Source organism: Streptomyces sp. HNM0575 (assembly GCF_012726265.1).
Classification (GTDB): Bacteria; Actinomycetota; Actinomycetes; order Streptomycetales; family Streptomycetaceae; genus Streptomyces.
In genome coordinates this window covers 429,455-453,478 of sequence record NZ_JAASAG010000005.1, presented here as the reverse complement: position 1 = coordinate 453,478, position 24,024 = coordinate 429,455, and the positions used below count along the sequence as shown (strand labels likewise).

The following is a 24,024-nucleotide window of genomic DNA, read 5'->3' as shown; positions in this document are numbered from 1 at the left end:
CGGACCGCCCGTCCCCTCAGACGAGCCCTGCCCCTCAGACGAGCCCCGCCACCAGCTCCGCGACCGGCTTGCGCCGCCCGGTGAAGAACGGCACCTCTTCCCTCACGTGCATCCGCGCCTCGGAGCCCCGCAGGTGCCGCATCAGGTCGACGATGCGGTGCAGTTCGTCGGCCTCGAACGCGAGGATCCACTCGTAGTCGCCGAGGGAGAAGGCGGGCACCGTGTTCGCCCGTACGTCCGGGAAGCCGCGGGCCATCCTGCCGTGGTCCGCGAGCATGCGGCGGCGGTCCTCGTCCGGCAGCAGATACCAGTCGTAGGAGCGCACGAACGGATACACGCTCACGTACGCCCGCGGCTCCTCGCCCGCCACGAAGGCCGGCAGGTGCGACTTGTTGAACTCCGCCGGGCGGTGCAGCGCCATGTTCGACCAGACCGGCTCCACTGCGCGGCCCAGCCGGGTGCGGCGGAAGCGGTTGTAGGCGTCCTGAAGGGCGTCGGACGACTCGGCGTGCCACCAGATCATGAGGTCGGCGTCGGCACGGAGCCCCGAGACGTCGTAAGTGCCGCGCACCACCACGTCCTTGGCGGCGAGCTGCGCGAACAGCTCGTCGACCTCGGCCGCGTGTCCGGCGCGGTCGTCGGGCAGTTCGCCGCGCAGCCGGAAGACCGACCACAGGGTGTATCGGACGACCTCGTTGAGGTCCTTGGCCTTCTTCCCCGCGTTGGGGGCCTTCTCCGGCTTGCCCGGCTCCGGTGCAGCAGTCATGCGGCTATTCTCGCGCGCCGCCCGCGGGTGCCCGCGCCAGGGTCTCCTGGATCTCACCGGCCGCGCGCCGTCCGCTCGCGACGCACGCAGGGATGCCGACGCCCTCGTACGCCGCTCCGCACACCGCCAGCCCGGGCGCCCGGGCGACGGCGGCACGGATGCGGGCGACGCGGGCGGTGTGGCCGACCGGGTACTGCGGGAGGCCGCCGTGCCAGCGGCTGACCAGCCGGTCGACGGGGCGGGCCCGCAACCCGGTCGCGGCCGCCAGATCGTGCAGCGACAGTTCGGCGATCTCGGAGTCCTCACGCTCCAGCACGGCCTCCTCCCCGTACCGGCCGACGGAGGTGCGCAGCACGAACAGCTCCGGGTCCTGCGCGGCCACCCATCCCCACTTGTTGCCGGAGAAGGTGGCGGCCTTGATGGTGCGTCCGTCGACGGGCGGCACCAGGAATCCGCTGCCGGCGGGCGGCGGTTCGGAAGCCCGTTCCAGCTCCGAGCGCCGGAACGCCATGGTGACCAGCGCCATCGACGCGTACTCCACGGTGCGCAGCTCGGCCGCCGCCACGGGCACCTCGTCGGCCAGCAGCCGCGCGGCCTGCGGTGCGGGCACGGCGACGACGACCGCGTCGGCGTGCAGGCTCTCGCCGCTCTCGGTGACGACGGACCAACGTCGGCCGGCACCGGCATCACGACCGGAAACGGAACCGGCACCACGACCTGAACCGGCACCGGAACCTGAACCGGCGTCAGTACCGGCCACGGAAGCCGGTCCGGCCCCGGAACCCGGAACCGCCCCGTCCGCGACGGCCGACGCGTGCACGCTCCGTACGGGAACCCCCGTCCTGATCCGCGCCCCCTCCGCACGGCACGCGTCCGCCACCGCGCCCGGCAGCCGCCCGACGCCGCCCCGGATCCCCATGAAGACGGGCGCCCCCGGGGGCTGCACGGGCGCCCGCTGCTGCAAGGCGCGCACCCCCGCCAGCAGCGAACTCCCGCCGCGCGCCGCCTCGTAGAGCTGCGGCACGGCGGCACGCATCGAGATCCGGTACGCGTCGCCCGCGTACACGCCCCCCAGCAGCGGCTCCACCAGCCGGTCCACCACCTCGCGGCCGAGGCGCTCCGCCACGTACTCGCCGATCGCGGCGTCCTCCCCGATCTCCGTGCGCGGCAGCCCCGCGTCCCGTTCCGCGCGTGCGATCCCCTCGTCGGAGACCAGCCCGCGCAGCGCCTCCGGATCTCCCGGTACGCCCATCACATGGCCCTTGGGCATGGGGCACATCCCGCCCCGTGACCAGATCGCGGCACCGGCGCCGGCAGGGGCTTCGAGCGACTCACCGAGCCCCGCCGCACGCGCGAGATCCACGCCCTCGTCGCGGCGCGCGAGCATCGACTCCGCGCCCAGATCGACGGCCGCGCTCCCGGCGACGGCGCCCGGCAGCAGCTTTCCGCCCAGCCGAGCGGACGCTTCCAGTACGGTCACCGAGGCGCCGCCCGAGGAGAGCCGCAGGGCCGCGGCGAGCCCCGAGATGCCGCCGCCGATCACGATCACATGCATGTGTCCATCGTCCCAGCGCGGGTACCGCCCGCCGTAACCAGGGGAACGGGACGGAAGCGGGAGACTCCCGGGCGGCGTCCCGGCGCAGGCCCCCGACCCGCCCCATCCACGCCCGGCCCGGCCACGGTCACGGCCACGGCCACGGCCACAACGGAGGGAGTACGGATCATGGCTGCCGCACGCCGCATGGTCGTCGTCGGGGGTGACGCGGCCGGCATGACCGCCGCCTCCCAGGCACGCCGCCTGCTGGGCCCGGACGAGCTGGAGGTCGTCGCCTTCGAGCGGGGCGCCTTCTCCTCCTACTCCGCGTGCGGCATCCCGTACTGGATCGGCGGCGACGTCTCCGACCGCGACGATTTGATCGCCCGTACGCCCGGAAAGCACCGCGAGCGCGGCATCGACCTGCGCATGCACACCGAGGTCACCCGCCTCGACACGGACCGCCGCCGGGTGCTCGCCCGCGAACTCGCCCCCGGAGAGCGGCAGTCGACGACGGAGTACTGGACGGACTACGACCATCTCGTCCTCGCGACCGGCGCCAGGCCCGTGCGACCCCCGCTGCCCGGAGTCGACGCCGAGGGCGTGCACGGCGTGCAGTCCCTGGAGGACGGCCAGAACCTGCTGGACGCCATCGACCGCACGGCGGCACCCGGCGGCGAGGGCAAGCGGAGCCCCGCGGGCCCGCAAGGCGCGGAGCCCCGGCTGAAGGCCGTGGTCGTCGGCGCCGGCTACATCGGCGTGGAGATGGCCGAGGCCCTGGTACGCCGGGAGTTCGAGGTGACGGTCCTCGACCGGTCCCCGCAGCCCATGACGACCCTCGACCCCGACATGGGCGAGCTGGTCCACGAATCGATGTGCGGCATGGGCATGGAGGTCGTCACGGGCGCGGCCGTCACCGGGATCGAGACCGGAGACGACGGCCGTGCCCGCGCCGTCGTCACGAAGGAGTCCACGTACCCGGCGGACGTCGTCGTGCTCGGCCTCGGCGTCGCGCCGGAGACCTCGCTCGCACAGGAGGCGGGCCTGCCGCTCGGCGGGTCCGGCGGGCTGCTGACCGACCTGGCGATGCGCGTACGCGGACAGGAGAACATCTGGGCGGGCGGCGACTGCGTCGAGGTCCTCGACCTGATCTCGGGCCGCACCCGGCACATCCCCCTCGGCACGCACGCCAACAAGCACGGCCAGGTCATCGGCGCCAACATCGGCGGCGGCTACGCCACTTTCCCCGGCGTCGTCGGCACCGCCGTCAGCAAGGTCTGCGACCTGGAGATCGCCCGTACGGGACTGCTGGAGGCCCAGGCCCGCGAGGTGGGACTCCGGTTCGTAACGGTCACGGCCGAGGCCACCAGCCGCGCGGGCTACTTCCCCGGCAGCCGGCCGATGCGCGTGAAGATGCTCGCCGAACGCGGTACGGGACGGCTGCTCGGCACGCAGATCGTGGGACGCGAAGGCGCGGGCAAGCGCGTGGACATCGCGGCGGTCGCCCTGACCGCGGGCATGACCGTCGAGCAGATGACGTATCTCGACCTCGGCTACGCGCCGCCGTTCTCCCCCGTGTGGGACCCGGTGCTGGTGGCGGCGCGCAAGGCGACGGCGGCCGTGAAGAGCGCGGGCTGACGTCGGCACAAGAGCCCCTGCGTACGGCCCTCTCCAAGTGCCGCGGCCGCGATTCCGTCAGCCGGTTCCGTCAGTAGATTCCCTCAGCGCGCCGTCTGCTCGTGCACGTACGCCACGAGCCGGGTCAGCGCGTCCGGGTCCGTCTCGGGAAGCACTCCGTGCCCCAGGTTGAAGATGTGGCTCCCGGCGCCGCGCGCCGCGTCCAGCACCCGCCGGGCCTGCACCTCGACCGCCTCGCGCGGCGCGAAGAGCACCGCCGGGTCCAGGTTCCCCTGCACCGCCCTGCCCGGTCCCACCCGCCGGGCTGCCTCGTCCAGCGGCACGCGCCAGTCCGCGCCGACGACGTCCGCGCCCGCCTCGCCCATGGCGCCCAGCAGTTCGCCCGTACCGACGCCGAAGTGGATGCGCGGCACGCCGTAGTGCGCCACGGACTCGAAGACCTTCTGCGAGGCGGGCATGACCGAACGCCGGTAGTCGGCCTCGGAGAGGGCACCGGCCCAGGAGTCGAAGAGCTGCACGGCCGAGGCGCCCGCCTCGATCTGCACCTTCAGGAACGTGCCCGTGATGACGGCGAGACGGTCCAGCAGCGCGGCCCACAGCTCCGGGTCGCCGTACATCATCGCCTTGGTGCGCTCGTGGTTGCGCGACGGGCCGCCCTCCACGAGATAGCTGGCCAGCGTGAACGGTGCCCCGGCGAAGCCGATGAGCGGCGTCCCGCCGAGCTCCCGAGTGAGGAGCCGCACGGCCTCCGTCACATATCCGACGTCCTCAGGCTCCAGGGCCCGCAGCCGCTCCAGATCCGCGCGCGTGCGTACGGGCTCCTCGACGACCGGCCCCACGCCCGGCCTGATGTCCAGATCGACGCCGATGGCCTTGAGCGGTACGACGATGTCGCTGTAGTAGATCGCGGCGTCGACGCCGTGACGGCGCACGGGCTGGAGCGTGATCTCCGTGACCAGCTCGGGACGCGTACACGAGTCGAGCATCGCGATGCCCTGCCGCACCTTGCGGTACTCGGGGAGCGAGCGCCCCGCCTGCCGCATGAACCACACCGGGGTGTGCGGGACGGACTCCCCGCGGCACGCCCTGAGAAAGGCGGAGTCGTGCGGTACGGCAGGAGCGCCCGTACGGGCCGGCTGGGGATCGTTGACACTCACGCACCGCAGTCTCCCACGCCTCGGAGGCCCCCCGGACCGCCGAGGCGGCGCAGAGGCGGGCACCCGCCCCCGTACTCCGCTACGGCGCTCTCCTCGCGCCGCCGACGAGCCGTCGGTTGTCAGCCAATCTCGGATCCCGGCCGGCGGCCCCCGGCGAACCGGTCCCCTCCCCGTCCACCCGCGGCGACCGCCCCCACGAGCCCTTCCGCTTCTTCAACACCCACCGCTCTTCGGCCACTTGCGAGTGTCCCTACGGGTGTGTGCCTCCGGCTCGCCCTACTCTTGCGCCCCATGGCAGCGGCGCGACCAAGGATGACGGAGGGCCCCGGAGGCCCGGGCGGCGGAGGCGACGGTGCCCCTCCGCCCTTCAAGCACGCGATGGCGGCCCTCAACTCCGCGCACACCAGGCCGGAGGTACAGCTCTCCGCGCTGCCCGCCCCCAAGCGTCTCGCCCCTTTCTCCTGCGCGCTGTCCGCCTCGGTCGTCGACCCCGCCGACGAGTCGTCGGAGCTCGCCGACGGCCGTTTCGTACTGCTCCACGACCCGGCCGGACAGGAGTCCTGGCAGGGCACGTTCCGCGTCGTCACCCTCGCCCGCACCGACCTGGAGCCGGAGATCGCCGGCGATCCGCTGCTGCCCGAGGTCACCTGGTCCTGGCTGACGGGCGCGCTGGAGGTGCACTCCGCCGCGTACTCCGACTCCAGCGGCACGGTGACGCGTTCCGGTTCCTCCTACTTCGGCGGCCTCGACGAACGGCCGCCGCAGACGGAGCTGGAGATCCGCGCCAGCTGGACTCCCCGCCCCGAGGACCCGGCCGCGCCCGAGGCCCTGCCGGACATGGCGGTTCATCTGACGGCCTGGTCGGAGCTGCTGTGCCAGTGCGCCGGGCTGCCGCCGGAGCCGGGCGACGGAAGCTCCGTGGTCTCCCTGCCGAAACGGCGCGGACCTCAGCCCCTCTGAAACCTCAGCCCCTCTGAAGCCTCAGCTCCTTGAAGCCCCCCGACCATCGCCCGGGGCTCCGGATCCCCCGCCGGACCTCCCACGGGAACAGGCCCCGACCGGCTTCGCCGCTCCTTCTCGGAGCGCGCCGGAAACCGTCGTCGAGCGGCTGTCCGATTCGGGAAATATCAGTCATCAATTGGTGATCTTCCCCTAAAGCAGGCCCCCCGACCTGCCGAAGGAGTCTATGACCCTTCCACACGGAACCCCGGCCCACCCCGCGCGGTCACCGGAATCGTTCCGTCCGCAGCCAGCCCTCGGAGGCCCGGTGTCTGTTCTTCTTGAGCACCCCACAAGCCTGGTCGCCTACCGCCCCAACAAACCGACGGCCATGGTCGTCGTGGCCGACCCCCGCGTCCGTTCCACCGTGACCCGACATCTGTGGGCTCTCGGCGTACGGGATGTGATCGAGGCGTCGTCGATCGCGGAGGCACGTCCCCGAGTCGGCAATCCACGCGACATCTGCGTGGCCGACGTCCACCTCCCGGACGGTTCGGGCCTCAGCCTGCTGTCCGAGACCCGAGCCGCGGGCTGGCCGAACGGCCTGGCCCTCTCGGCAGCCGACGACATCGGCGCCGTGCGCAACGCCCTGGCGGGCGGCGTCAAGGGCTATGTCGTCACCGGCACCCGCAACAACCTCGGCGCCATGCCGACCCGGCACGGCGCGGCCCCCATCGGTGCCGCCGCCGCCCGCATGCACCGCCGTCCCGGCGGCGGCCCCGGAGGCCCCGGGCACCCCGGTGGCCAGCGTGAGCTGTCCGGGCGCGAGGTGGAGGTGCTGCGTCTCGTCGCGGAGGGCCAGTCCAACAAGGCGATCGGCGTCTCGATGGGCCTCTCGGCACTGACGGTGAAGTCCCATCTGGCCCGTATCGCCCGCAAGTTGGGCACCGGGGACCGGGCCGGCATGGTCGCCGTGGCGCTCCGTACGGGAATCATCCACTGATCATGTGACTCACCGGGTTCTCCCCCACACCTTCGAGGCGTCCGCAGGCGGCACGATCCGCAGGCGGGCGCCTCGATGTGTGCCCGCCGCGGCATGCCCGACCCGCCGCATCGCTCCGCCGCACTCGACCTGCCCCGGACGTGGCGGGAATTCCGGTGCCGTGGGCAACGGTCTGCCCGGACATCAGGACAATCACCGGCCTCACGCAGCTACCCTTGACCGGTGACCGACGCCCGAGAGACCGCATCAGCAAACTCAGCTAAGGCCCAGGCCGAGGGCCAAGACCCTGGTCAGGCGCCGGTCCCCCTGCTGGAGCCCCGCGAGGGCGTTCCACCCGTGACGGGCGACGAGGCGGCGCTCACCGAGATCATCGCGGCCTTCGGCTCGGGCAGCGGTCCGGTCGCCGTCGATGCCGAGCGGGCTTCCGGATACCGCTACGGGCAGCGGGCGTATCTCGTACAGCTGCGGCGCGAGGGTGCGGGCAGCGCGCTTGTCGACCCGGTGGGCTGCCCGGACCTCTCCGGCCTGGGCGCCGTGCTCGCCGACTCCGAGTGGGTGCTGCACGCCGCCACCCAGGACCTGCCGTGCCTGAGGGAGATAGGCATGGTTCCGCGGCGGCTGTTCGACACGGAACTCGCCGGCCGCCTCGCGGGGTACGCGCGGGTCGGGCTGGGCGCGATGGTGGAGAACCTGCTGGGCTACGCGCTGGAGAAGGGCCACTCCGCCGTCGACTGGTCCACGCGTCCACTGCCGGAGCCCTGGCTGCACTACGCCGCGCTCGACGTCGAGTTGCTGATCGACCTGCGGGACGCGCTGGAGGAGGAGCTGGACCGGCAGGGCAAACTCGCCTGGGCGCGGCAGGAGTTCGAGGCCATCGCGGCGGCGCCTCCCGCTCCGCCCCGCAAGGATCCCTGGCGGCGCACCTCCGGGATGCACAAGGTGCGGCGGCGCCGTCAGATGGCCGTCGTACGGGAGTTGTGGACGGCGCGCGACCGCATCGCGCGGAAGCGGGACGTCTCGCCGGGCAAGGTGCTCGCGGACTCGGCGATCGTCGAGGCGGCGCTGGCGCTGCCGTCCGACGCGCGCACCCTCTCGGGCCTGCCGGGCTTCGGGCACCGGATGGGGCGCAAGCAGCTGGAGCAGTGGCAGGCCGCCGTCGACCGGGCCAAGGCGCTGCCGGAGTCGGCACTTCCGCAGCAGAGCCAGGCGACCAACGGGCCTCCCCCGCCGCGTTCCTGGGCCGACAAGGACCCGGCGGCCGCCGCCAGGCTCACCGCCGCGCGCGCGGCCGTGACGGCACGGGCGGAGGAGCTGTCCATGCCGCAGGAGAACCTGCTGACTCCGGACACGGTGCGGCGGCTGTGCTGGCAGCCGCCCAGCGCCCGTACCGAGTCGCAGGTCGTCTCCGCTCTGCGCGCGCTCGGCGCCCGCGAGTGGCAGATCGAGCAGACGGCTTCTCTGCTGACCGAGGCGCTGGCGACGCCCGCTCCGTCCAAGTAGCGCCCGGCGGACGGAGCGGAGCGCCCGCCGGAACGCTGTCGAAGCGCTGTCGGAGCCCCGCCGGAGCGCTGCCCTCCGCCTGCCGGACCGCCGCTCGGCGGGCTGTGATGTGACGTGTGCCCCTCCCCCAGGTACGGGCCTTGCCCCTCAGTTACCCACGGGTAGCATGGCTCTTGGGAAGCGCGCCGTACGGCGTATCTGCACCGCACCTGGAGGAGAGCCAAAGTGCCTCGTACCGCTAGGGACGTCGTCTTCGTCGACGGCGTCCGCACACCGTTCGGCAAGGCGGGCCCCAAGGGCATCTATCACGAGACCAGGGCAGACGACCTGGTCGTGAAGTGCATCCGCGAACTGCTGCGCCGTAACCCGGACCTGCCGCCGGAGCGCATCGACGAGGTGGCGGTCGCCGCCACCACCCAGATCGGCGACCAGGGCCTGACCCTCGGCCGCACCGCGGGCATCCTGGCCGGGCTGCCCGAGACCGTTCCCGGCTACTCGATCGACCGCATGTGCGCGGGCGCGATGACGGCGGTGACGACGACCGCCGGTTCCATCTCCTTCGGCGCGTACGACGCCGTGGTCGCGGGCGGCGTCGAGCACATGGGCCGGCACCCGATGGGTGAGGCCGTCGACCCCAACCCGCGCTTCGTCTCCGAGAAGCTGGTCGACCAGTCCGCCCTGTTCATGGGCATGACGGCCGAGAACCTGCACGACCGCTTCCCGCATCTGACCAAGCAGCGCGCCGACGAGTACGCGGTGCGCAGCCAGGAGAAGGCCGCCAAGGCGTACGCCAACGGCAAGATCCAGCAGGACCTGGTGCCGATCTCGATCCGCCGTACCAACGAAGAAGCGGGGGAGACCGGTTGGGGCCTGGCGACCGAGGACGAGCCGATGCGTCCGGGCACGACGCTGGAGAGCCTCGCCGGGCTGAAGACTCCCTTCCGCGCGCACGGCCGCGTCACGCCGGGCAACGCCGCCGGTCTCAACGACGGTGCGACGGCCTCGCTGATCGCCGCCGAGGACTTCGCCGAGGAGCTGGGGCTGCCGGTGAAGATGCGCCTCGTCAGCTTCGCCTTCGCCGGTGTCGAGCCGGAGGTCATGGGCGTCGGGCCCGTGCCGTCCACGCAGAAGGCCCTCGCCAAGGCCGGGCTGTCGATCGACGACATCGGTCTCTTCGAGATCAACGAGGCCTTCGCGGTGCAGGTGCTCGCGCTGCTCGACCACTACGGCATCGCCGACGACGACCCCCGCGTCAACCAGTACGGCGGCGCCATCGCCTACGGGCACCCGCTGGCCTCCTCCGGTGTGCGCTTGATGGCGCAGCTGGCGCGGCAGTTCGAGGAGCAGCCGCACGTGCGCTACGGGCTGACGACGATGTGCGTCGGCTTCGGCATGGGCGGAACCGTCATCTGGGAGAACCCGCACTGGAGCGAGGGAGCAGGCAAGTGAGCACCAACACCGCCGAGTTGCTGAAGGGCGCGGCCGAACTGTTCCCCGACGAGGTCGTCACGCAGGCGCACGTACGCCATCTCGACCTGCCGGGCGGCGCGGGCAAGTTCGCGCTGATCACCCTGGACAACGGCTTCGACCACACCAAGCCGACCACGTTCGGGCCGGCATCGCTGGCGAATCTGAACGCCGCGATCGACCAGGTCGAGAAGGAGGCGAAGGACGGCGGGATCGTCGGCGTCGGCATCACCGGCAAGCCGTTCATCTTCGCCGTCGGCGCCGACCTCAAGGGCGTCGAACTGCTCAAGGAGCACGAGGACGCCCTCGCGATCGGCCAGGGCGGACACGCGGTGTTCCGGCGGCTGGCCGACCTGGGCGTGCCGACCTTCGCGTACTACAACGGTGCGGCGATGGGCGGCGGCGTCGAGGTCGGACTGCACTGCACGTACCGCACCGTCTCGCAGGCCGTGCCCGCGTTCGGGCTGCCGGAGGTCTTCCTCGGGCTGGTGCCCGGCTGGGGCGGCTGTGCGCTGCTGCCGAACCTCATCGGTGCCGACCGCGCGGTCTCGGTCATCGTCGAGAACTCCCTCAACCAGAACAAGCTGCTCAAGGGCCCGCAGGTCTACGAACTGGGCATCGCCGACGCCCTGTTCGAGGGCGCCGACTTCCTGGAGCAGTCGCTGCGCTGGACGGCGTCCGTGCTCAAGGGCGAGATCGAGGTCGTACGGCCCGAGATCGACCGCGACGAGGCGTGGGACCAGGCCGTGGTCCGCGGCAGGCAGATCGCCGACGACAAGGTGCACGGCGCCGCTCCCGCCGCCTACCGCGCGCTCGACATCGTCGCCGCGGCCAAGAGCGGCGACCTTCGTGCGGGCTTCGACGCCGAGGACAAGGCGCTCGCCGACCTGATCATGGGCGGTGAACTGCGCAGCGGCATCTACGCGTTCAACCTGGTGCAGAAGCGCGCCAAGCGGCCCGCGGGAGCCCCGGACAAGTCGCTGGCGCGTCCCGTCACCAAGGTCGGCGTCGTCGGCGCGGGCCTGATGGCCTCGCAGCTGGCGCTGCTCTTCGCGCGCAGGCTGGAGGTTCCGGTCGTACTGACCGACATCGACCAGGAGCGTGTCGACAAGGGCGTGGGCTACGTCCACGAGGAGATCGACAAGCTGCTGCTGAAGGGCCGCGTCAACCAGGACAAGGCGAACCGGCTGAAGGCGCTGGTGACCGGGTCGCTGGACAAGGCCGCGGCCTTCGCCGACGCGGACTTCGTGATCGAGGCCGTCTTCGAGGAGATGGGCCTCAAGCAGAAGATCTTCGCCGAGGTCGAGGCGGTCGTGCCGGCGCACGCGATCCTCGCGACCAACACCTCGTCGCTGTCCATCACGGAGATGGCCTCGCAGCTCAAGCACCCCGAGCGGGTCGTCGGCTTCCACTTCTTCAACCCGGTGGCCGTGCTGCCGCTGCTGGAGATCGTACGGGCGGAGCGCACGGACGACGCCTCGCTTGCCACGGCGTTCTCCGTGGCCAAGTCCCTGAAGAAGACCGCGGTGTTGGTGAAGGACGCCCCGGCGTTCGTCGTCAACCGGGTGCTGACGCGCTTCCTCGGCGAGGTGCTGCGCTCGATCGACGAGGGCACCCCGGTCGACGTCGCGGACCGCGCCCTGGCGCCGCTGGGCCTGCCCATGTCGCCCATCGTGCTGCTGGAGCTCGTGGGCCCGGCCGTCGCCCATCACGTCTCGGGCACGCTGCACGACGCGTTCCCCGACCGCTTCGGCGTCTCGGAGAACCTGGGCCGTGTCGTCGAGGCGGGCAAGCGCAACCTCTACGTGCCGGGCTCGGCCAAGCCGGAGCTGGACCCCGAGGTCGAGGCGCTCTTCCAGACCGGCGACGTGGTCCTCACGGAGGAGCAGGTGCGCGACCGGGCGCTGGACGCCATCGCGCAGGAGGTCCGCCTCATGCTCGACGAGGGCGTGGTCGCCGAGGCGCAGGACATCGACCTGTGCCTGATCACCGGCGCGGGCTGGCCCTTCCACCTGGGCGGCATCACGCCGTACCTGGACCGCGAGGGCGTCAGCGAACGGGCCACCGGACGGCGCTTCCTGGAGCCGGGAGTGGCGAGCGTCCCCGCCTGACGCCTGGTCAGGGCCCGCAGCGGCGCCGAGGTCCCCCGCCGGACGGCGGGGGACCTTCCCATGTCCGAGACCGGACGGCGGTCATGAGACAGCCGGGTCCGAGACCGGACGGCGGTCATGAGACAGCCGGGTCCGCGGCCGGACGGCCGTCATGAGACAGCCGGACGGCTGTCATGAGCCCCGGGCGCGCGAACGTGCGTACAGGACCGCGCCGTCGGCGGTGCCCACGCGTTCGTAGTGACGGTCGAGATACGCGCGCAGCGTGGGGGTGCGGCGCGGGCCGTACGGCTTGCCGCGGGAGTCGTCGACGACCAACGCCGGGGGATTCTCCCGCAGTTCGCGGCGGAAGTACGGCCAGGCGCCGTCCATGGCGTACCGCTCCCCCACGCGTGCGCCGCCCCGTCCGCCGCTGAAGTTGGTGAGGAAGCCGGCGGTGAGATAGCGGGAGGCGGGGGTGCGTTCCGCGAGCCAGTAGCCCTCGGGGTGCATGCCCCACAGCAGGACGCGGTCGGCCGGCGCGGTGCGGGCGCGGACCTCGGCGGCCAGCCGCTGCTGGTGGGCGAGTTCGGCACGTGGGAAGAGGAGCAGCGCCCAGGCGAGGAAGGCGGCGGCGATCACGGCGTTCACGGAGAGCAGCGCGATCAGGGTTCGCCGGGTGAGGTGTCGCAGCGCCTTGGCGGCCAACAGGGCCAGGGCGGGGGTGAGTTGGAGGAAGTAGTGGCCGAAGAACTGGAAGCCGACGGTCACCGCGGCGGCGGATGCGGCCAGCCACACCCACACGTCCGCCGTGCGCGCGGCCCGCGCCCCCTCGCCCCGGCGGGTACTCAGGACGTACAGCAGTGCCGCGGTCATGGGCAGACAACCGGCCAGCAACAGACCGCAGTTGGCGAGTGCGCGCAGCAGCGCGTGGCCCATCGCACCGTCGGCCGAGACATAACTGCCGGAGCCGGTGGCCATCCAGTAGACGAAGCGGCCGGGCCCGTGTAGCAGGGCGGCGCACAGCACAGGCAGCGCGGCCGCCGCCGAGAGCCGCAACAGCGGCCACAGGCCCGCGCGTCGGGACCACAGCAGCCACAGCACCGGTACGAGCACGGCGCCGCCGGTCTGCTTGGTGAGCACCGCGGCCGCCACGCCCAGGCCCGCGTACGCCCAACGGCCGCGGTCCGCACACCACATGGCGAGCGCCGTCCACGGCAGCATGAAGACCTCGAACGTGGCGGCCTGTGTGTCCTCCGGTACGAGGGCCACCGACGCCAGTACGCAGCAGACGCCCGCCGACGCTCCCGCCCGGTCGCCCCAGCGGCGGCGCGCGATCGACGCGAGCAGCACCGCTCCCGTCAGCACCGCCAGCACGGCGGTCACCCTCAGCGGCCACAGCGATCCGTCGCCGAAGAGCGCGAACGCGCCCCGGTAGAGCCAGGGCAGCAGCGGCGGCTTGCGGTCCACCACCGTCTCGTACAGGGTGCCGCCGGCCGCCAACTGCCGTGCCTGCGTGGCGAGATAGCCCTCGTCCGGGTTCCAGAGGGGGCGGGCGAAGGACGGCAGCCGCGTCGCCGCCGTCAGCAGCGCCAGTACGGGCAGCAGCCGCGCCCAGAAGCGGCGTCCGCGGTCGCGGCGGGCCGCGGCATCGGGGGAACGGACGGCGGCGCCGTCGTCGTGTGCGGGCACCGCGGTCGTACGGGCGGGCGGGGGCGGCATGGCACACAAGCTAGCGGGAGGCGCGGTGGACCATGCGGCAGGGCCGGGTCCGGAGCCTTCGCTGACTCCGGACCCGGCCCTGTACTGCCTTGTCCTGTACTGCCTGGGCCCGTCCTGCGTGCCCTGGCCTTGACCGTGCCCGGGCCCGGCCTCCTGTGCGTAAGCCCCTACGGGAAAGCTCCGCCGCGGCGAGGCCGGTCAGTCGCGCGCCGCCTCCGCGGCCTGCGTCTCGTAACGCCCGTCCAGCTTCGCGACGAGACCCGTCACCTGGCGCGCGATGTCCGGCGCGGTGAGCCCGATCTCGGCCATCACATCGGCGCGGGAGCCGTGGTCGAGGAAGCGCTCGGGGATGCCGAAGTCACGCAGCGGCACGTCGACGTTCGCGTCCCGCAGCGACTGCGCCACCGCCGAACCCACGCCTCCGGAGCGGCCGTTGTCCTCGACGGTGACCACGACGCGGTGCTGCTCAGCCAGCGGCGCCAGCTCCTCGTCGACGGGCTTGACCCAGCGCGGGTCCACGACGGTCGTCGAGATGCCCTGCTTGTCGAGGAGTTCGGCGATCTCCAGGCACATCGGGGCGAGCGCGCCCACCGACACCAGCAGCACGTCGGGGCGCTGGGCGTCCGCGGGCCTGCGCAGCACGTCCATCCTGCCGACGCGGCCGACGGCCGGGACCGCGGGCCCCACCTTGCCCTTGGAGTAACGCACCACGGTGGGGGCGTCGTCCACCTCGACCGCCTCGCGCAGCTGGACGCGCACCTGCTCGGCGTCGCGCGGCGCCGCCAGACGAAGGCCGGGCACGCACTGGAGCACGGACATGTCCCACATGCCGTTGTGCGAGGGGCCGTCGGAGCCGGTGACGCCGGCCCGGTCCAGTACGAACGTCACGCCGCACTTGTGCAGCGCCACGTCCATCAGCAGCTGGTCGAAGGCCCGGTTGAGGAACGTCGCGTAGACGGCGAAGACGGGGTGCAGGCCGCCGGTGGCCAGGCCCGCCGCCGACACCGCGGCGTGCTGCTCGGCGATGCCCACGTCGTAGACGCGGTCCGGGAACTCCTCGGCGAAGGCGTGCAGTCCGAGCGGGCGCATCATCGCGGCGGTGATGGCGACGATGTCCTCGCGCTCGTGACCGAGCTTGACCATCTCCTCGCCGAAGACCGAAGTCCAGTCGGCACCGGCGGACTTGACGGGCAGACCGGTGTCGGGGTGGATGACGCCGACCTGGTGGAACTGGTCCGCCTCGTCCTCCAGCGCCGGCTGGTAGCCCCGGCCCTTCTCGGTGAGGCAGTGCACCAGCACGGGGCCCCCGAAGCGCTTGGCGCGCTGGAGGGCGGACTCGACGGCGGCCAGGTCGTGTCCGTCGATCGGGCCGACGTACTTCAGGCCGAGGTCCTCGAACATGCCCTGCGGGGCGATGAAGTCCTTCAGGCCCTTCTTGGCGCCGTGCAGCGTCTCGTACAGCGGCTTGCCCACGACGGGAGTGCGGTTGAGCACCTCCTTGCCGCGGGCGAGGAAGCGCTCGTAGCCGTCGGTGGTACGCAGCGTGGCTAGGTGGTTGGCGAGGCCGCCGATGGTCGGCGCGTAGCTGCGCTCGTTGTCGTTGACGACGATGACGAGCGGACGGTCCTTGGCGGCGGCGATGTTGTTCAGCGCCTCCCACGCCATGCCGCCGGTCAGGGCGCCGTCACCGATGACGGCCACCACGTGATCGTCCCTGTGGCGCAGCTCGTTGGCCTTCGCGAGGCCGTCGGCCCAGCCCAGCACGGTGGAGGCGTGGCTGTTCTCGATGACGTCGTGCTCGGACTCGGCTCGCGCGGGGTAGCCCGACAGCCCGCCCTTGCTCTTCAGCCTGGTGAAGTCCTGGCGGCCGGTCAGCAGCTTGTGCACGTAGCACTGGTGCCCGGTGTCGAAGAGGATCCGGTCCTTCGGGGAGTCGAACACCCGGTGGAGGGCGATGGTCAGCTCCACCACACCCAGATTCGGGCCGAGGTGTCCCCCGGTCTTGGAGACGGAGTCGACGAGGAACGACCGGACCTCCCCGGCCAGCTGCTCCAACTGCTCCGGTGAAAGCTCGTCGAGGTCGCGCGGTCCCTCGACTCGGGTCAGCAGATCCCACCTTCCCCGGCGCTGCGCCTTGGGGAACTCCACCGCCCCCGACCCGGGATGACGCGCTGAGCGCGGCCCCTTATCCACGGTGCCTCCTTGCTTTCGAGCGTGAGCGAGCTGTGCCGATCCGTCGAGTCTAATGTTCCTACTGCGAAGGGGGTGGCCTGGCGGTGCGAGATCGATCACCCGTCCGGCCGGTGGCCACCGCGCCATGAGGCTCACTTGCAGGGCCGAAGGCAAGCAAGGCACACCGTGCGGCAGACCCCCGATCCGGGGAACGGGAAGCACGCGGCGGCTGCGCACCACCCGGCGCGGCGGCTCGGCCTCGGCGGGCCGGTCCCGTCGCGCGGGTCCGTCAGGGGCCGTCTCCGACCGGTCCGTACGGGCTTCCCCGCCCTCGGAGACGGCGAGGCTCGGGGAACGGTTCCGGGCGCGACTCCGGGCACGGTTCCGGCCGCTGCTTCGGGGCCGCTCCGGGACCGAAGCCCGGTCCGGCCCCAAGTCCGTTGCGCATACCTGGATTTGGCGTCGGCACGGGACGACCCGAGCGTGGGCTCGGTCCGTACGCCCGGCATCCTGCTCCCGGGCGCCGAGCGAGCCGGGCGCTGCGACCGGCCGCGCCGGGCCTGCGCACGAGCGCCGCTTCGCGCATGCCGCGGGCCCCCGCGGGGGCGTACCCCGTGGAGGCCCGACCGCCCCGGGCCCAGGTGGGGCGGTTCCAGGGCGGGCAGGCCCTGGATGGTGGTGGCCGGCGGACGTAGCCGCACGGACCGGACGAGCTGCGGACGGACGGCCGGGGACGAACCCGGCGACCGGCCAACCCTGTGAACCGGACGGCCGGGACGAACCCGGCGACCGGCCAACCCTGTGAACCGGACAGCCGGGACGAACCCGGCCCGCCCCCGCCGCCGCCCACCGCACCCGCGCGGCAGACGGCGGCCGGAAGGGATCGCCGCTGCGGCTGCCGCTACGTGCGGCCCGCCGTCTTCTGCGTACGCCGCGACACCGAGTCGATGACCACCGCGGCCAGCAGCACGGCCCCCGTGATCATGTACTGGATCTCGCTCGCCATGCCCAGCAGGTTCAGGCCCTGCTGGATGGACTGGATGACGAGGATGCCCAGCAGCGCGGACCAGATCTTGCCGCGTCCGCCGAAGAGGCTGGTGCCGCCGATGACGGCCGCGGCGATGACGTTCATCAGGGTGTTGCCCGCGCCGAGGCTCTTGGTGGCGCCGCCGGACAGGCTCGCGATGAACAGCCCGCCGAAGGCGGCGAGCATGCCGGCGATGCCGAAGACCGTGATGCGGACCCACTCGACGTTGATGCCGGCCCGCCGCGCGGCCTCCGCGTTGCCGCCGACCGCGAAGATCTGCCTGCCGTACGTCGTACGGCGCACCGCGAAGTCGGCGATGACGAGCACCGCGAGGAACAGCACCAGCGCGAGCGGCAGCCCGCGCGACTGGTTGAGCACGTACGCCGCGACGAAGGCGACCACCGCCATCACCACGGTGCGCACCACGATCTCGCTCACCGGCCGCGACGGCAGCCGGGCCGCCCGGCGTCGCTTGGCGTCGACCAGGAGGGCCGCCGCGTAGGCGAGCACGGAGACCAGAGCGAGGCCGTACGCGGCGGAGATGTCCTCGAAGTAGTAGCCGGTCAGGTCCTCGACGACGCTGCTGTCGGGGGTGTTGATGCTGCCTTCCTGGCCCATCAGCCAGATCTGGAGACCGCTCCACCCGAGGAATCCGGCCAGCGTGACGACGAACGCGGGCACGCCGACCTTCGCGAAGAAGAAGCCGTGCAGCGAACCGATGACCAGTCCGGAGAGGATGGCGATCAGCACCGCCAGCCAGTCGTTGACGTGGTGGGTGACGCTGAGCACCGCCCACACGGCGGCGCCCACACCGGCCACGGAGCCGACCGACAGGTCGATCTCGCCCAGCAGCAGCACGAAGACGATGCCGGTGGCCATGATGCCCGTACCGGCGATGTAGACGCCGATGTCGCTGACGCTGCCCGCGGAGAGGAAGCTTTCGTTCAGCGACTGGAAGATGACGGCGATGATGATCAGGCCGAGGATGACGGGCAGCGAACCGAGTTCACCGCCGCGCACCTTGCGCTTGAACTCCGTGAGATAGCCCGCGAAGCCCTGTTCGCGCACGAGCAGCCGCGGGTCGACCACGCGGTCCGCGCCGCCGCCCGCGTCGCCGTCGCCCGTTGCCGCGTCCTGCACGGCGGCCCCGGTGCCGTGCTCCTTGTCGACGGTGTCGCTCACTGCGCCGCCTCCTTGTCCGTACGGGCCTGGCGGCGGGTGACCGCGTTGTCGGAGGCGCCGGTGATCGCGGCGATGACCTCCTCGTGGGAGGTGGTGGCCACGTCGAAGACGCCGTTGTTGCGGCCGAGGCGCAGCACCGCGACGCGGTCGGCGACCGCCTGCACGTCGGCCATGTTGTGACTGATGAGGATGACGGCCAGGCCGCGTTCGCGCAGCCGCTCCACCAGGTCGAGGACCTGTGCCGTCTGCTCGACGCCGAGAGCGGCGGTCGGCTCGTCGAGGATGACCACCTTCGGGTCGCCGATGAGGGCGCGGGCGATGGCGACGACCTGCCGCTGACCGCCGGAGAGCGAGGCGACGGGGATGCGGACGCTGGGGATGCGGATGGAGAGCGTGTCCAGCAGCTCCATCGCGCGCTTCTCCATCGCGATCTCGTCGAGCACGGCAGCGTGGCGCGACTCGTTCCCGAGGAAGAGGTTGGCGACGACGTCGAGGTTGTCGCAGAGCGCCAAGTCCTGGTAGACGGTGGCGATTCCGAGGTCCTGGGCGTCGTGGGGCCGGTTTACGGTGACCGGCCGGCCCTCCCATTCGATGGCGCCCTCGTCGATGGGGTGGACGCCCGCGACTGTCTTGACGAGCGTCGACTTGCCGGCGCCGTTGTCGCCGACGAGGGCGATCACCTCGCCGCGCCGTACTTCCAGATCAACGTCGGTGAGTGCCTGTACGGCACCGAACCGCTTGGAGATCCCGCGCAGCGCCAGCACGGTTCCGTTCTCCACTGGGAAAACTCCGATCTTCGGGCTCAGGAGCCGCCCCCGCTCGTGGCGGGGGCGGTCCCTGCGTTCGTTCAGGGGGGTTCAGGCGTGGGAGGCCGCGGGAGAGCGGGGCGTGTGCCGCGAGCGGGACACGCGCCGCGTACAGCAAGTGCGGCCTCCCGGCGCTCACTTCAGACCGGCTGCCTTGCAGGCCTTGGCGAACTGCGGCGTGCAGATCTGGCCGGCCTTGTAGACCTTGTCCTTGAGGATCGTGTCCTTGATGTTGTCCTTGGTCACGATCTTGGCGTCGTACAGCTGGGCGGGGACGCCCTTCTTGCTCTTGCTGTCGACCTTCTTCGGTGCCAGCGAGCCGATGTCCTTGCCCTTCAGCAGGTTGACGGCGATCTTGGCCGTCGTCTCCGCCTGCGGCTTGATCGCCTTGTAGATGGTGAGCGTCTGGTCGCCCTTGATGATCCGCTGGAGACCGGCGAGTTCGGCGTCCTGACCGCCGAGCGGGACGTCCTTGACGCCGCCCTTCTTCATGGCGGTGGAGACGCCGCCGGCCATGCCGTCGTTGGCGGCGTAGACGCCGTCGAAGCCGTCCTTGCCGAGCTTGGTGATCGCGGCGCCCATCTTCTTGTTCGCCTCGTCGGGCGACCAGTCCGGGATGTCCTGCTCGTAGACGACCTTCTTGACCTTCTTGTCGAGCACGCTGTGCGCGCCCTTCTTGAACAGCGGCGCGTTCGGGTCCGTCGGGGAGCCGTTGATCATCACGACGCGGCTGTCCTTGGCCTTGTCGCCGAGCGCCTGGACGAGGCCCTGCCCCTGGAGCTCGCCGATCTTGTAGTTGTCGTAGGAGATGTAGGCGGAGATGTCGCCCTCGGCGAGACGGTCGTACGCCACGACCTTGACGTCCTTCTTCGCCGCGCGGTCCACCCACGACTTGGTGGCCTGGGCGTCGACGGCGTCCAGAATGATCGTCTTGACGCCCTGTGCGATGAGGGCGTCGAACTGCTTCTTCTGAAGCTCGGAATCCTGGTTGGCGTTGTTGTACTTGACCTTGCAGTCCTTGCAGAGGGACTTGATCTTGTCGGTCATGTACGGACGGTCGAACGTCTCGTAGCGGGTGGTCTTGTTCTCCGGGAGCAGCAGACCGATGGTCTTGTTGTCGCCGCCGCTGCCCCCGTCACTGCCGCCGGCCTTGCCGCAGGCTGCGAGGGAAACGGCCATCGATATTGCTGCCGTACCGATGACGACGCGACGCACCTTTGCGTTCATGGGGTCCAACCTCCCTGACGAGGCCGCGTCGTATGCGGCCGAGGTGGTCGGAAGTCAACTCCCAGGTCACGCAACCGTCAAGAAGTAAATCATTAACGAGACGGCAACGATGCCATCCGTTATCTGCGTGAACCCAAAGCGCCACGTTGCGTACTTGAACGGATTCGGAGCGGAAGCGAAATCGTCATCTGCCCGGATCCGTCGCTGCTTTCCGCTCGCCTGCTGCGTTGTTCGTTCCCGCTGTCGTTCCCGCCAGTGTCCGGCGATTCCGCGTTCCCGGACTCGGGATCTCGGATTCTGGTCCTCCGAATCCGGTTCCCGGAAGGCGGATTCCCCGGGTCCGTTTCTCGGTCTCTCCGGGTGCGTTCCATACGACTCGTACGCCGGACTCCGGGCTCGGGCGTTCGTCAGAACGAGGCCGCGACGGCCCCGACGGGCGCCCTGCGTTCGCCGTCCACGGTCCCCGTCTCGCCGCCGCTCCGTGATCCGGTGGCGTGCGCGTGCGGCCCCGCGGACGAGTCCAGCAGCGTCGCGTCGCCCATCTCGCTGAGCACCAGCGCCAGCGCCCCCAGCACCTCGGCCCGACCCCCGAGAGTGCCCGGCACGATCGTCAACTGCCGTGCGGCGCTGGGGATCGCGTAACGGGCCACCGAGTCCCGTACGGGCCCGAGCACCACGTCGCCGGCCTCCGCGAGGTCGCCGCCGAGCACGACCCGGCTGGGGTTGAGCAGGTTGCACAGGTTGGCGACGCCGCTGCCGATGTGCCGGCCCAGGTCGCCGACGACCCGCCGGCACCCGGGGTCGCCCTCGCGCGCGAGCTGCACGACGCGCGCCATCGTCAGCCCCGTGCCGTGGCTGGAGTGCAGCAGTGGCAGTACGTAGCGGGCCGCGGTGAAGGTTTCAAGGCAGCCGCGGTTGCCGCAGCGGCAGACCGGGCCCGACTCGTCGAGGGTGATGTGCCCTATCTCGCCGGCGGTGCCACCCGGGCCGCGGTAGATCTGCCCGTTGATGACGAGGCCCGCGCCGACGCCGCTGGCGACCTTGATGTACGCCAGGTCGGCGGCGCCCCGCCCGTTGCCCCACACCTGCTCGCCGAGGGCCCCGAGGTTGGCGTCGTTGTCCACGTACACCGGGACGCCCAGCCGGGCAGCCAGCTCCTCGCGGGGGTGTGTGCCGCTCCAGCCCGGCAGGATGGACGTCGAGCCCAGCTCACCGGTGACGACGTCTATCGGGCCCGGTACGCCGAGGCCGACACCGATCAGCTTCTCGCGGGCGATGCCGGTGGTGGCGATGAGCCGGTGCACCAGCTGCTCGGCCCGGTCGAAGCCCTCCGCCGCCGAGGCGTCGACGTCGATCGGCTCGGCCTCCTCGGCGAGCACCTGGTGCGCCAGGTTCCCGACGGCGACGCGCAGGTGCGAGTGCCCGAAGTCCACGCCGACGACGGCTCCCGCGTCGCCGCTCAGCGACACCGCGCGCGCCCGGCGCCCGCCCGCCGAGGTGGGCGTGACCTGCACGGTCCCGCTCTCCTTCAGCTCGCGGACGATGTTGGAGACGGTCGCCGCGGAAAGACCCGTGGTGCGGGCGATCTCGGCCTGGGTGAGCGACCCCGCCATGCGTACCGCCCGCACGACCCGTTCAAGGTTCGCCCGGTGCAGCGAGGACTGCGACCCCGGAGTCTCCACCACTGAATCCACTCCCGCCTCGACTGCCGCCGGCGCGTGACGCGGCGCGACCGTCGGACCGTCCGCCGCACCGCGTATCCGGGAAACGGCATGTCTCCAACACCTGAACTCCAAGCAGAGCCCGAGCGGTTCTCATTCGTCAAGACCTTGAACGCAGTGGGCGCCTGCCCGCGGGAGTTTCCACGGAGGGTGAGCGGGCCGAGTCCTTACTTCAGCGCGCCCGCGGTCAGACCCGCCACGACCTGCCGCTGGAAGATGATGTACGCGGCGAGCACCGGCAGCATCGCCATCACCAGACCGGCGAACAGGCCCGACCAGTCGCCCTTGTAGCCCTGGCTGGCGGCCAGTTCGACCAGGCCCTGGGTGAGCACCCGCCGGTCCGGGTCGGTGTTGAGCACCGTGGGCAGCATGTACTGGTTCCACTGCCCGAGGAAGTTGAAGATGCCCACGCTGATCAGGCCGGGCTTCGCCATCGGCAGCATCACCTGGAAGAACGTCCGGGTGTGCGAGGCCCCGTCGATGAGCGCCGCCTCCGCCACCGAGGTCGGCAGGGAGCGGAAGAACGAGGTCAGGAAGAAGGTCGTGAACGGCAGCGAGTAGGCGATGTACGCCAGGATCAGTCCGTGCCGGGTGTTCAGCAGCCCGGTGTTGCTCATCACGTAGAACAGCGGCACCAGGGCCAGGATGATCGGGAAGCTCATCCCGCCGATGAACAGGAAGTAGAGGAAGCGGTTCCCGGGAAAGTCGAACCTGGCCAGCACGTACGCCACCATGCTGCCGAGAAGCATCGTGCCCAGCAGTGAACCGCCCACCACCACCAGCGTGTTGAGGAAGTACTCGCTCATGTGCGCCTGGCCCCAGGCGCGCGACCAGTTGCCGAAGTCGAGCGAAGTCGGCGGCGACCACGGCGAGGTGAAGATGCTCTTGTCGTCCTTGAAGGAGGTCATGACCGCCCAGAGCAGCGGCATCACCACCATCACGGCCCACAGGACGAGCATCCCGTGCGAGAAGACGTTGAGGGTCTTCCCCTCGCTGCCCCGGGTGCTCTCCTTGTCGGCGGTGCCGCGCAGCGGGTCCCCGGTGAGCGCCCTGCCCACCGTCTCGGGCTCCGTCGTCTCCGGCTCCTCCGGCAAAGTTCCGGCGGTCTTCATCAGTACTCCAGCCTCTCGCGGCGTCCGAGTTTCAGTACGACGGCCGCGAAGGCCAGGGTGACCACGAGCAGGGCCACGCCGATCGTGGTGGCGTAGGCGGCCTGCCCGTCACGGAACGCCTTCAGGTACACGTACAGCGGCAGCACGGTCGTGGAGTAGGCGGGGCCGCCCGGACCGGTGGTCATGATCTGCACCACGGCGAACGCCTCGGCGCCCAGCGCCAGGATGCCCATGTAGATCCAGCCGGACTGCACGGTGTCCCACAGCAGGGGCAGAGTGATCCGGAAGAACGTGGTGATCCGGTCGGCACCGTCCAGCAGCGCGGCCTCGTAGTAGTAACGCGGGATCGACGTCATCGCGGCCGAGAAGAGCACGACGAAGAAGCCCACGGTGCACCAGACCATCACGGCCATCACGGCCCACAGCGCGGTCTCCGGGTTCCCGAGCCACGCCGTCCTCAGCGAGGAGAGGCCCACCGCCTCCAGCGCCGCGTTGAGCGAGCCGCTTCGCGGGTTGTAGGCGAAGCGGAAGAGCAGGGCGACGATGGCGATCGACAGCACCTGCGGGAAGAAATAGACGATCTTGTAGAAGCTCGACCCGCGCACGCCGGAGACGGCGGAGTTCTTCCGCCGCCGCCCACCGACGTTGATCATGAATGCGAAGAACAGCGCGAGGCTGATCGTCACCAGCGGCAGCAGCAGAAGGAACAGCAGGCTGTGCTCCAGCGACTTCCAGAAGACGTCGTCGCCGAACAGCTTGGCGTAATTGTCGAAGCCGACCATCTTGAAGTCCGGACTCAGTCCGGTCCAGTCGGTGAACGAATAGTAGATCGACTGGACGAAAGGCCAGATGACAAAGACCGTGTAGATCGTGAGGGGAACGATCAAGAACCCCACGATGAACCGGTACTTGCCGTGCTCCATTACTCACCGACTCCGATCCGCTGTGGCTTGCCGCCGCTGGT

The 24,024-nt window shown here is 71.2% G+C and carries 17 protein-coding genes; 6 read left to right on the top strand and 11 right to left on the bottom strand.

The annotated features are described in order from the left end of the window. Nucleotides 1–34: 34 nt before the first annotated feature. Nucleotides 35–766 carry a hydrogen peroxide-dependent heme synthase gene (hemQ, locus tag HCC61_RS15500; protein WP_169136020.1) on the bottom strand — a complete coding sequence of 244 codons (732 nt, stop codon included), beginning with the start codon at nucleotides 764–766 and terminating at the stop codon, nucleotides 35–37. A 4-nt stretch (nucleotides 767–770) separates the two neighbouring features. Then, the gene (hemG, locus tag HCC61_RS15495; protein ID WP_169136019.1) at nucleotides 771–2,321 is read right to left on the bottom strand and encodes a protoporphyrinogen oxidase; all 1,551 of its coding nucleotides are present in this window, start codon (nucleotides 2,319–2,321) and stop codon (nucleotides 771–773) included. 168 nt (nucleotides 2,322–2,489) lie between these two features. On the opposite strand from hemG, the gene HCC61_RS15490 reads away from it, so the two are divergent. Beyond that, entirely contained in the window at nucleotides 2,490–3,938 is a 1,449-nt protein-coding gene (locus HCC61_RS15490; protein WP_169136018.1) for an FAD-dependent oxidoreductase, read from the top strand. A gap of 83 nt (nucleotides 3,939–4,021) precedes the next feature. Here the strand turns inward: HCC61_RS15490 and hemE are convergent, their stop codons facing one another. Beyond that, the gene (hemE, locus tag HCC61_RS15485) at nucleotides 4,022–5,095 is read right to left on the bottom strand and encodes a uroporphyrinogen decarboxylase (RefSeq protein ID WP_169136017.1); all 1,074 of its coding nucleotides are present in this window, start codon (nucleotides 5,093–5,095) and stop codon (nucleotides 4,022–4,024) included. A gap of 291 nt (nucleotides 5,096–5,386) precedes the next feature. Here hemE and HCC61_RS15480 point away from each other — a divergent pair, with 291 nt between their 5' ends. From HCC61_RS15480 to HCC61_RS15460, 5 genes are all read left to right on the top strand, one after another. Continuing rightward, a complete protein-coding gene (locus HCC61_RS15480) occupies nucleotides 5,387–6,055 on the top strand; it encodes a DUF3000 domain-containing protein (RefSeq protein WP_169136016.1) in 669 nt (222 codons plus the stop codon). Nucleotides 6,056–6,362: 307 nt separating this feature from the next. Continuing rightward, a complete protein-coding gene (locus HCC61_RS15475; RefSeq protein WP_028433019.1) occupies nucleotides 6,363–7,037 on the top strand; it encodes a response regulator transcription factor in 675 nt (224 codons plus the stop codon). Between the two features lie 222 nt (nucleotides 7,038–7,259). Then, a complete protein-coding gene (locus tag HCC61_RS15470; RefSeq protein WP_169136015.1) occupies nucleotides 7,260–8,537 on the top strand; it encodes a ribonuclease D in 1,278 nt (425 codons plus the stop codon). Between the two features lie 225 nt (nucleotides 8,538–8,762). Next, nucleotides 8,763–9,986 (top strand): acetyl-CoA C-acyltransferase, encoded by a 1,224-nt coding sequence (locus HCC61_RS15465; protein ID WP_169136014.1) that lies wholly within the window; start codon nucleotides 8,763–8,765, stop codon nucleotides 9,984–9,986. Next, nucleotides 9,983–12,115, top strand: a complete 2,133-nt coding sequence (locus HCC61_RS15460) for a 3-hydroxyacyl-CoA dehydrogenase NAD-binding domain-containing protein (RefSeq protein ID WP_169136013.1) — start codon at nucleotides 9,983–9,985, stop codon at nucleotides 12,113–12,115. Before HCC61_RS15465 ends, HCC61_RS15460 begins: the two co-directional genes overlap by 4 nt. Before the next feature lie 171 nt (nucleotides 12,116–12,286). Here HCC61_RS15460 and HCC61_RS15455 read toward each other — a convergent pair whose 3' ends face one another. The 8 genes from HCC61_RS15455 to HCC61_RS15420 form a co-directional block, all read right to left on the bottom strand. Then, nucleotides 12,287–13,813, bottom strand: a complete 1,527-nt coding sequence (locus tag HCC61_RS15455) for a glycosyltransferase family 39 protein (protein WP_169136012.1) — start codon at nucleotides 13,811–13,813, stop codon at nucleotides 12,287–12,289. 198 nt (nucleotides 13,814–14,011) lie between these two features. Next, nucleotides 14,012–15,922, bottom strand: coding sequence for a 1-deoxy-D-xylulose-5-phosphate synthase (gene dxs, locus HCC61_RS15450; protein ID WP_206322561.1), 1,911 nt, complete (start codon nucleotides 15,920–15,922; stop codon nucleotides 14,012–14,014). A gap of 964 nt (nucleotides 15,923–16,886) precedes the next feature. Further along, nucleotides 16,887–18,152 carry a sugar ABC transporter permease gene (locus HCC61_RS15445; RefSeq protein WP_346777224.1) on the bottom strand — a complete coding sequence of 422 codons (1,266 nt, stop codon included), beginning with the start codon at nucleotides 18,150–18,152 and terminating at the stop codon, nucleotides 16,887–16,889. A 38-nt stretch (nucleotides 18,153–18,190) separates the two neighbouring features. Further along, a complete protein-coding gene (locus HCC61_RS15440; protein ID WP_169136067.1) occupies nucleotides 18,191–18,958 on the bottom strand; it encodes an ATP-binding cassette domain-containing protein in 768 nt (255 codons plus the stop codon). Between the two features lie 177 nt (nucleotides 18,959–19,135). Then, entirely contained in the window at nucleotides 19,136–20,227 is a 1,092-nt protein-coding gene (locus tag HCC61_RS15435) for a substrate-binding domain-containing protein (protein WP_206322504.1), read from the bottom strand. 407 nt (nucleotides 20,228–20,634) lie between these two features. After that, nucleotides 20,635–21,909 (bottom strand): ROK family transcriptional regulator, encoded by a 1,275-nt coding sequence (locus HCC61_RS15430; protein ID WP_169136066.1) that lies wholly within the window; start codon nucleotides 21,907–21,909, stop codon nucleotides 20,635–20,637. 206 nt (nucleotides 21,910–22,115) lie between these two features. Further along, nucleotides 22,116–23,060: a carbohydrate ABC transporter permease gene (locus HCC61_RS15425; protein WP_169136008.1), complete on the bottom strand. Its 945-nt coding sequence runs from the start codon at nucleotides 23,058–23,060 to the stop codon at nucleotides 22,116–22,118. Beyond that, on the bottom strand, nucleotides 23,060–23,983 hold the full coding sequence (locus HCC61_RS15420; protein ID WP_169136007.1) for a sugar ABC transporter permease: 924 nt from the start codon (nucleotides 23,981–23,983) through the stop codon (nucleotides 23,060–23,062). Before HCC61_RS15420 ends, HCC61_RS15425 begins: the two co-directional genes overlap by 1 nt. Nucleotides 23,984–24,024 lie beyond the last annotated feature (41 nt).